Source organism: Paraburkholderia sp. UYCP14C, assembly GCF_004197395.1.
Taxonomy (GTDB): domain Bacteria; phylum Pseudomonadota; class Gammaproteobacteria; order Burkholderiales; family Burkholderiaceae; genus Paraburkholderia.
Genome location: NZ_SELS01000122.1, coordinates 1 through 9,897, shown reverse-complemented (window position 1 = coordinate 9,897; position 9,897 = coordinate 1). Strand labels below are relative to the sequence as shown.

The window sequence follows — 9,897 nt, the reverse complement described above, 5'->3', positions numbered from 1 at the left end:
AGATCATGAACACAATATCCATAACGTTCGGCCCCAGGATCCCGTTTACGCGGGATCGAAATTCAACAGCCTGCTAAAGCAGGATGTGTTTAGAATCGATGGCGCAGGCCGACGGTCGCGATCACTTGCGAGTTTTTGCCCGAGTCAATGTCCAGCGAGCCGATGACGGCTTGCGCCTGGCCAGCACCATTCTGACCGCTCGCGTGGCCATATGAAACCACGCTGTAGACGTCGGTACGCTTGCTCAGGTTGTAGTCCGCGCCGAGACTGACCTGGTGATATTTCGCCGAAGAGTCACCGAGCGACTTCAGATAGTTGTACCCAAGTTCCGTTAGCAAGGCGGGGCTGATCTGCCAAACCGCGTAGACGGAGCCGTTGTGATACTTTTCCGAACGGGTAAACGCCGAGTTCGCGTCAGGATTGTATTCGGAGAAACTGTAGTAACCGCCGAGCGTGAACGACCCGATAACATAGTTACCGCCTGCGCGCGCAACATTGATGGATCGGGCTGTCGAGTATGCATTGTTGACGCTGCTATTGAAGAACGAGTCCGACGAAGTGGTCGATCGCTTCGAGGCTGTCGCATTGCCGTTGTCGATGTGAAGATAGCCGGCTGCCAGCGAGAAGCTGCCACCTGAGTATGCAGCGGCGCCACTGTATGTTTGCCCCGATCCGGTTGCGCCGGCTACACCGCCGAACGAATACATCGCCGACAGTTGAAGTCCTGCCCAGTTCGGGCTCGCCCATTTAATGGCATTGTTGATCCGTACGCTGTTGTCAGCGTTGTCGATGTCGCCCGGCGATGAAAAGAAGCCGCCAAGGAAGTTGTCGCCCTGCACGGGCTGTACGAGATCGATCAGCGGGTCATACTGACGCCCTAGTGTGACCGTGCCCCAGCTACTTGCATTGGACAGCCCAACGAACGCCTGTCGACCGAACAGCCGACCGCCCTGGCCGAGGGCACCCGAGGTCGAGCTGAAGCCGTTCTCAAGCTGATAGATGGTTTTCAGCCCAGCGCCCAAGTCTTCGCTGCCCTTGAGTCCCCAGCGCGAACCTGATTCGGTGCCGCTCGCCATAAGAATCTGCGTTGATTTTCCGCCACTGTTGTGAACATACATCAGCCCCGTATCGACGATGCCATACAGGGTTACGGTGCTTTGCGCGTTTGCGTTTCCGGCAAGCGCAAGCCCGGCAACGATCACAACCGGAAGTACGTAAGTAGTCCTCATAGTATCGTCCAAGCCTTAACAATAATTTCGTTATATATAAAGCTCCCTTTACCCGTAAACGCTACTGCATCAGATCGAGGGAGCAGTTCCGACAAACCACCAGCATGGACCAGAACATCGCGAGTGACGATTCGGTCGCCGGTGATTCATGCGATCCGTGTTTCCAATTTCTGATCATGCACAGAAACGGGCGCGGATTCTTCTAGCAAGTGTTTGGATAGTCCGTCTTGTGACCCGTCGCAAAAAGTTCGACGACTCGACTGACGATGGCGGCAAACCCTTGAAAAATAGGGGAAGGATTATTGCATCGGGCGCTTTAACCGACGAGTGATTCAATCAGTCACATCCCGTCCTTCATTATCCTCGTCTCTGTCGACGCATCGCTCGGCGCACTCGCATTGATGCAAGGCGGGCTTCGCGCCAGGATCATAATGCGCGGTTACGGCAAACCCGAGGGGCGTCGCGGGCATCACCGATGTGAGCAAATATGGTTCGCAGGTTTGTTTCATGCGGCATTTCAACTTTTCCATGAACCGATGCATCATGCGTTCGCCCGTCTATGTTAATACTCGGCGAGGTAAGTGTTGATTCGAATTGACCAAAATGGGACTGCGATCACCAATCACTCATTCCGATTGGTGTGTGATGGTCCATCCAGTCGTAGCGAGCGAAGGCGGAATCATGGAGGCGTGCAGCGCTAGGTCTTTCGTTCCTCGTTTCCTTCCCGGCTTTCGGATCCGCGCGCTTTTCATCATCCGCGGTCTCACTGATTCGCATTTGGTTCGTGATTTCTCTGACATAGAAGATGCTGCAGGAGTTTATTTTGACGTGGTCTTGCCGATATGAGGCCCGCATCGGTCGATAGCTACACGAACCGTTTCTTCGGAGGGGCGTTCCCACCAGTCAAGTTCGGAGAAAATCTCCAACTCGAATGGCCCCGCATAACCTATATCGTCGAGCCATCCCTTGATCCGCGGAATATCGATGACGCCATCACCGACCATTCCGCGATCGCGCAGGCTACGCGTCGGCACGAGCCAGTCACAATAGTGAAATGTAATGATGCGCCCGGGCCCTGCTCGGCGCAGCTCTGCCTCGAATGCGGGGTCCCACCAGCAGTGGTACACGTCGGGGACAAGGCCCGCGCCCTCGCCAAGTTCGTCACACAAATCGTTGGCAACCTTGATCGAATTCAGGACGCTGCGGTCGCCCGCATACATCGGATGCAAGGGCTCAAGGCCGAGCTTGACGCCGACTTCACGCGCATGTGGCAACAGCGCGAACAGCGCATCGCGCACACGGGCTCGTTGACCCTGAATGTCCTTGCTGTCCGGTGGCAAGCCGCCGACCACCATCATCAGACAGGCTGCACCGATTTCCGCGGCTGCATCAAGGAGGCGTCGGTTCGTGTCAATCGCTGCGGTCATGCTGTTGTGGACGCCGATATTCAGCCACTCGCTCGTGCACAGTGATGGAACCCACATCTCCAATTCCCGGAGATGCCTACGAGTGTTCGCGACCCCATACGATTCGAGAAAATTTCTCCAGACAGCAATTCCATCGACACCTGCACGCTTGTAGCCGTCCAGCGCCTCAGGCATTGTCCATTTCGGAGTGGTGATCTGATTGATGGCAAATCTCGACAGGTCGTAGCTCATGCTGGATTGACTCGAAAAGGTGGGCAGCGAGGTGGGCCGGAACCGTCGGATCGCACGTTCGCGCGGGCGGGCTTCAACGTATCGTCACTTGACGGAAATCCTTTTGACATGCGCACGTCCCAATACCTGTACAGGTGCCGAGAACTGCACGGTTGAGGTGGCACCCCTTGTCACGCGTGCGGCGACGCGACTCAACGCCCAGCGCTATCTGCAAGAAAACCGAAGAGACGGTCGAAATTGCAGTGCGCTACATTGAACCGCAGCCACCCCGTCCTCGCACGTCCTGCGAAAAAGAGATGTCCCGGTGCGAGTAGAATGCGCTCCTTCAAAGCCAGCTCCGCCAGTCGAGCGGAATCTCGCTCCGGCCCCGTCGGCTTCGCCCATACAAACATGCCGGAGCGAGGCTCACAGAAGATCTCAAAGCCGATCGCCTCTAACCGGCGACACGTCTTTTCCTGCGCGGCAGCGAGTTTGTCCCTCAGTTGCTCGGTCTGCTTGCGATAATGCCCTTCGGCCAGGATCGTACTGACAAGCCGTTCGGTGACGGTCGGCGTCGACATGCCCGACACAAGTTTCTGATAAAGCAGTCCCTCAATGATGTCGTGATTGGCTACGACAAAACCGACACGCAATCCGGCGCCAATCGTCTTTGAAAAGCTGCCCACGTAGATGACATTCCTGAGCTGGTCCATCGATGCCAGCGTGAAGTGCGAGCCTTGCACCAGATCGGCCGAGACATCGTCTTCAACGATCAGACACTCGTGACGCTCGGCCACCTTCAGCACCTTGTACGCGGCCGCCGAACTGTAGCTCGCTCCCGTCGGATTGTGCAGACGGCTGTTGGTGAAGTAGAGCCGCGGGCGATGCGTGTCGAACGCCGCCTCCATCGCAGCGACGTCAGGTCCAGTGGGCGTCATGGGAATGCCGATGGTTTCGACATCACGCATGCGCAGCGCGACCAGGAGATCGCTGTAGCAAGGCTCATCCACCATGACGACGTCGCCGGGCTGCGTGAATTGCCGGATCACCAGGTCAAGTGCCTGATTCGCGCCCAGCGTTGTCATGACACCGGGGACATCCGTCTCGATCTCGTATTCGGCGAGTTGCCGGACAATCTGCTCGCGCAGCCGGTCGAAGCCGCTCGCCTGGCCGTAGCCCAGAAGGTGTTCGGGGTGCGCGGCCAGTTGCCTCAGTGAGCGTGCTATGCCCTCGCTGTCGAGCCACGTTTCAGGCAGCCACCCTGCCCCCGCGTGGATCGCGCCTTCGTTGGTACCCAGAAAGTTGCGAACCAGCCAACCGTTCGTGACCTTCTCGTCGAGTTTCTCTGGGGCTCTTTGGGACGCTCCGGTTCGCCTGTCCGATACATAAAAGCCTGAGCCGCGCCTCGCGACCAGCAAACCTTGCGCGACCAGCCGGTCGTACGCCTCCACCACTGTGAAGGTCGACACATCATGCGCCCCGGCAAATGCACGAATGCTCGGCACTCGTCCGCCTGCACGCCAACGCTTCGCTTCAACTTCCTGAATAACCCCCTCCACGATCTGCATGGTGAGCGAAATCTCTGAACTGGCATCCAGCGTAAGAACGGGCTTCATGAGGTCGTGCGAAGAAATGAGTGATGGTGTGCAGGCCACATCGCCTACACAGCGATCCGACCGTGCGACCAAGTGTACATGTATCTGTGCAGGGTGTTTGTCTAAATTTCAAGCTAGTTCGTCGCTTTCACTCTGGCGACGCGGCAACCCTCATGGATTCCCCGTATGAAGAAAATACGCAATTCCGAAGCGCTCCTCTCACACGGCGATGTGGCCTCCCGACGCGTCGTGCTGGAGATCGCCGACCGCACGCTCGAACGCCTGGACAGCTATCGGCGCATTCAGGGCATCATGCGTCTCGATGGCGACACGCTCCATATCGGCACGCGTTCATGGGACTTGTCGAAGAAGCGCAACGTGTATCTGATCGGCGCGTGCAAGGCGTGCAATCACATGGCGATGGCCGTCGATCACGTGCTGGGCGACCGCCTCACGTATGGCATCGCCATTGTGAAGATTCACGAGGAATCCGATCGCTTCAACAGGACGGAAGTGTTCGTCGGCGGTCATCCGCTGCCGAACGAAGAAGGACATCGCGCGTCGCGCAAGATCATCGAACTCGTCGATCAGGCGGGGTCGGACGATCTCTTCATTGCGGTGATCAGCGGCGGCAGTTCGGCGCTCATGTCGTGCCCCATCGACGGCATCTCGCTGCAGGACGAGATCGATACGACCGATGTGCTGCTCAAGTCCGGCGCGGGGATCTACGAGATCAATGCGGTGCGCCGTCATATTTCGGCGCTGAATGGCGGCATGCTCGCCAAACGCATCCAGGCGGTCGGCGCGGAGTTGATCGGCTTCGGCATCAGCGATGCAGTGGGCTCGCCAGCAACAGGCGATATCGCCGTGCCGTATGCAGCGTACAAGAGCACGCCCATCGGCCCCGATATGACGACGCTCGACGATGCGCGCGCCACCATCGTCAACCGCAACGTCGCGGACCGTTTGCCGAAGAGCGTCGTCGATTACCTGATGAATGCCGGACCCGAAGCGGAGACGCCCAAGGCATTCCCCGACAACACCTATTTCCTGCTCAACACGCTGCCGGATTCCTGCATCTACGCGAAGGAAGTCTGCGCGGACCTGGGCCTTCCGGCGATGATCGTCAGTTCCTTCCTCGAAGGCGAAAGCCGCGATGCGGGGACCTTCTTCGCGTCGATGGCGCGCGAGATCCAGACCTATGGCAACCCCATCAAGGCGCCGTGCGTCCTGTTGAGTTCCGGCGAAGTGACGACGCATATCGGCGATAACAGCGTCATCAAGGGACACGGCGGTCCGGGCCAGGAGATGACGGTCAGCTTCGCCATCACGGCGGACAAGACTCAGGGCGCGTGCCTGCTTTCGATCGACAGCGAAGGCACCGACGGTACCGCGAAGGTCGCCGGCGGCATCACCGATTCGAGCAGTTTCAAGGCGGCTGCGACAAAAGGCGTGAGTCTTTATCAGGCGTTACGCGAGCATAGCTGTTTTGAAGCGCTCGCGTCGATCGATTCAGCCGTCTTCACGGGCAACACGGGCACCAATCTGTGTGACCTGAACATCCTCTATGTCCCGACTCTGAAGGAGGGCGTGTGATGGAAGACAGGATCATTTCCGTTCGCGCGCAGCAGATCATCGACTGCAAATGCCGCCCCGCCGTCGAAGTCGAAATTCAAACCGAAAGCGGCGCCATCGGTCGAGGCGCAGCGCCGACGGGCACGTCGGTCGGCATGCACGAATCGTTCGTGCTGCGCGACGGCGATCCGTCGACTTACAAAGGGCTCAGCGTGCACAAGGCCGTCGATCATGCGGTGAATGTGATCGGCCCGGCGCTGATCGGCATGAAGGTGTTCGACCAGCGCGCTATCGACCAGAAGATGATTGCGCTCGACGGCACGCCGGACAAGCATCGGCTCGGCGGCAATACGATCTATTCGGTTTCCATCGCGGTCTTTCGTGCGGCGGCTGCCGCACGCGCCATTCCGCTGTACGAGCACATCGCAGGCCGGGAAATCTCCACCGTTCCCGTGCCCTGCTTCAACGTGATCAACGGCGGCCGCTACGAAGGCTTTACGCAGGCGTTCAACGAATTCCTTATCGTGCCCTACGGCACGGACAGCATCGACTATTCGATCGAAATGGCGGTCGCCGTTTTCCAGAAGCTCGCGGAGGTACTGACCGACTATCTCGGGCACAAGCCGCAGGTCGCCAGTGCCTATGGCTATGCCGCGCCATCCGACGATCCCGAAGTGATCCTCGCGCTGATGCAAAAAGCGATCGATGCATGCGGCTTCACGGACCGGATCGCGTTCGCGCTCGATTGCGCGTCGAGCGAAATGTACGACAGGCAAACCGGCCGCTACCTGCTCAAGGGACGTCAGGTTTCATCGAACGAACTGGTCGCCTACGCCAAATCCCTGACCGAAAAATTCAACCTCGTCTTCATCGAAGACCTGCTCGACGAAAACGACTGGACTGGCTACAGCCACGCGGTGAAGGAACTCACGCGCACCATCGTACTGGGTGACGATCTCACGGTAACCAATCTCGAACTGCTTCGCAAAGCTCATGAAACACGCGCCGTCGACGGCTTCGTGCTCAAGCCCAATCAGGTCGGCACGATTACGGAAGCCATGGACGCCTACCGCTTCGCCCAGGCGCACGGAATGATCGCGGTGCCGTCGGGCCGCTCGGGTGGCGTCGTGGATGACGTGGTGATGGACTTTTCTGTCGGCCTGGAAGTGCCGTTCCAGAAAAACGGCGCACCGCGTTCGGGCGAACGGATTGAAAAGCTCAACTTCCTGATGCGCGCCAACGCGCGCAGCCCCGCGTGCCGTCTCTACGACATCTCGCCGTTGCTCCGGTTTTGAAGCGGCGCATCGCGGCGCATTGCCGCGTTTCGAACCGACACATCCTCACCTGTTGAACAAGGACTTTCCATGTACCCCAAGATCGATTTCCTCTATCTTTCCGAGCCCGACATGATCGAGGCCGGCGTGCTCGACGCCGCGCGTTGCGTTGCCGTCTGCGAAGAGACGTTCAGTCTGCTCGGCAAGGGCGACTACCTGATGGGCGGCGTCAATCACAACAACCACGGCATGAACATCGTTTTCCCGAAGGAGACGAAGTTCCCCAACATGCCGGTGGCGGGCCCGGATCGCCGTTTCGCCGCGATGCCGGGCTATCTCGGCGGACGTTTCGATGTGTGCGGCAACAAGTGGTATGGCTCGAATCACGCCAACGCGCAGAAAGACCTGCCGCGTTCGATCCTCACCATGATGATCAACGACAAGGACACAGGCGCGCCCATCGCCCTCATGTCCGCGAACCTGCTGAGCGCGGCGCGGACGGGCGCCGTCCCCGGTGTTGCCGCCAAACATCTGGTCAACCAGGATGCGAAGAGCGTATCGGTGATCGGCTGTGGTCCGATCAACAAGGCGTGCTTCACCGCGATCATGAGCCAGCTTGGCGCAATCGAGCAGGTCGTATGCTTCGACGTGTTCATCGACAAGGCGAATGAATTCGCGGGTTGGGTCGAGGAGAAATATGGCATCAGCGCGATTGGTGTCGACGATGCCGAGGCGGGTTTTCGCGGCGCTGATGTGATCACCGTTGCTGCGTCGCGCCTCAAACCGCTCTTCTTCAAGGACGATTGGATCAAGGAAGGCGCAACGATTCTGGTGTCGGGGCCGTTCAATACCGACGAGTCTTTCCTGACCAATTGCAAGATCGTCTACGATCACACGCCTTTGCAGGAAGCGTATGTCGAGGACGCGATTGCTTCGGGCAACAAGGAAGGCTATTACAGCGGTGTGATCGGCGGCCCGTTCTATCGGCTGATCGATGCGGGGAAACTGCCGGCGCTCTCCGCTTCGACGGGTCTCGGCGATGTGGTCAACGGCGCGAAGCCTGGCCGCGAAAACACGAAAGAACGCGTCATCTTCATTGCCTGCGGCATGGCGGTGTTCGACATCAGCTGGGGCTTCGAGATGGTTGAAAACGCCCGGAAGAAAGGCATTGGGCAATCGTTGAATCTTTGGGAAAAGCCGGCGGGACTTTGATGTTCGCGTCGCTCGTGGCCTCGGCTGAGCCGGGGTCAAAGCCTGACGCCCTGTGCCGGAACCATCCGGTCATAGGGCGACAGGTTTTTAGGCAAAGAGCTTTTCGGCAACGAGCACCCGGCGCAGCGAGTGCCCGCCAGATCAAACGCCAGCTTTTGCGAACTCAGACAGATCGAAGCCTTGCGCATAAGGCTGCGTATCATCGACGTAATGTTCGCCACGGCCGGTGATATAAGCGCGCCCTTCCACGCTCGGATAAACCGCATCGAGGCCGCTCTCCAGCCGCGTCCGCGATTCCACACGACCGATAAAGCGACTGAGAATCAGGCTCTCATGGCGGAATGCCTCGCCTTCCGAGAGCAGCCCGCGTGCGAATCGTTGTGCGACCCGCACGGAGGTGCCCGTGCCGCACGGCGATCGGTCGATAATCAAATTACCCGCAATCACAACTGCGCGTGCATGCGAGTCGCTGGCCACGGCACGCCCTGCCCACATGCAGTGCTTGACGCCGCGAATCTGCGGATTGTCCGGATGAACGACGTCGAGCGCCTGATTCACCCGTTTCTGAACCTCACGGCCCATTTCCAGCACTTGCTCGGGCGTGAAGTGTTCGCAACCGGGGAAATTCTCCTGCACTTCGACGATCGGATAGAAGTTGCCGCCATATGCGATATCCACCTTCAGCTTGCCGAGTTGCGACACTTCGATCTCGACATCCTTGTGAAGCAGAAAGCTCGGCACATTCGTGAAGCGGACCGATTCGACCTTGTCGCCGCTCATCACATACCGGGCAATCACCTGACCCGCAGGCACGTCGACCACTACCTGACCCGGCGTCTTCGGCTTGATCAGACCCGCTTCGAGCGCGAAGGTCACCGACCCGATCGTCGCGTGTCCGCACATCGGCAAACAGCCCGACGTCTCGATGAACAGCAGACTGAAATCGGCATTGGCGCTCAAAGGCGGATAGAAGATCGTGCCGGACATTTGACCGTGCCCGCGCGGCTCCAGCGTCAACGCACGGCGAACCCAGTCGTGTTTTTCGACGAAATAAAGGCGACGGTGATTCGTCGTCGCGCCCTGCAATTCCGGCCCGCCGCTCACTACCATGCGTACCGGCATGCCTTCCGTATGGCCTTCAATGCATGAAAAGATATGCTTAGTCATCGACGTTTCCTGGAAAAACCCAACAACGGTACCGTGAATCCGCAGCTTGAATATGATCGACCTTCTCGTCGTTATCTGCCCGGGATTCACCGTAAAAAAAGAACCCGTACCGAAGCACGGGCGAATACCTCGGCGGCCTCAAAAGCGAGGTGCAACACTTATCTCGTATAAGGTGTTGCAATGCCCGACAAAACTACTTCTACTTCAT

General features: G+C 58.5%; 7 protein-coding genes. 3 read left to right on the top strand and 4 right to left on the bottom strand.

Going from position 1 to position 9,897, the window contains the following annotated elements:
• Window positions 1-89 precede the first annotated feature (89 nt).
• The 3 genes from EVC45_RS42300 to EVC45_RS42290 form a co-directional block, all read right to left on the bottom strand.
• Complete coding sequence (locus EVC45_RS42300; RefSeq protein WP_129964037.1) at window positions 90-1,229, bottom strand: porin; 1,140 nt, start codon at window positions 1,227-1,229, stop codon at window positions 90-92.
• Between the two features lie 818 nt (window positions 1,230-2,047).
• On the bottom strand, window positions 2,048-2,887 hold the full coding sequence (locus EVC45_RS42295) for a sugar phosphate isomerase/epimerase (protein WP_129964036.1): 840 nt from the start codon (window positions 2,885-2,887) through the stop codon (window positions 2,048-2,050).
• A 191-nt stretch (window positions 2,888-3,078) separates the two neighbouring features.
• Window positions 3,079-4,482, bottom strand: coding sequence for a PLP-dependent aminotransferase family protein (locus tag EVC45_RS42290; RefSeq protein WP_129964035.1), 1,404 nt, complete (start codon window positions 4,480-4,482; stop codon window positions 3,079-3,081).
• 165 nt (window positions 4,483-4,647) lie between these two features.
• Between EVC45_RS42290 and EVC45_RS42285 the strand changes: the two genes are divergently transcribed.
• The 3 genes from EVC45_RS42285 (at window position 4,648) to EVC45_RS42275 (ending at window position 8,522) form a co-directional block, all read left to right on the top strand.
• Window positions 4,648-6,057, top strand: coding sequence for a glycerate kinase (locus EVC45_RS42285; RefSeq protein ID WP_129964034.1), 1,410 nt, complete (start codon window positions 4,648-4,650; stop codon window positions 6,055-6,057).
• Window positions 6,057-7,331, top strand: a complete 1,275-nt coding sequence (locus EVC45_RS42280; protein ID WP_129964033.1) for an enolase C-terminal domain-like protein — start codon at window positions 6,057-6,059, stop codon at window positions 7,329-7,331. The genes EVC45_RS42285 and EVC45_RS42280 overlap by 1 nt, the downstream gene beginning before the upstream one ends.
• Before the next feature lie 69 nt (window positions 7,332-7,400).
• A complete protein-coding gene (locus EVC45_RS42275; RefSeq protein WP_129964032.1) occupies window positions 7,401-8,522 on the top strand; it encodes a tyramine oxidase subunit B in 1,122 nt (373 codons plus the stop codon).
• Between the two features lie 141 nt (window positions 8,523-8,663).
• Here EVC45_RS42275 and EVC45_RS42270 read toward each other — a convergent pair whose 3' ends face one another.
• Window positions 8,664-9,689 (bottom strand): 4-hydroxyproline epimerase, encoded by a 1,026-nt coding sequence (locus tag EVC45_RS42270; protein WP_129964031.1) that lies wholly within the window; start codon window positions 9,687-9,689, stop codon window positions 8,664-8,666.
• Between the last annotated feature and the right edge of the window lie 208 nt (window positions 9,690-9,897).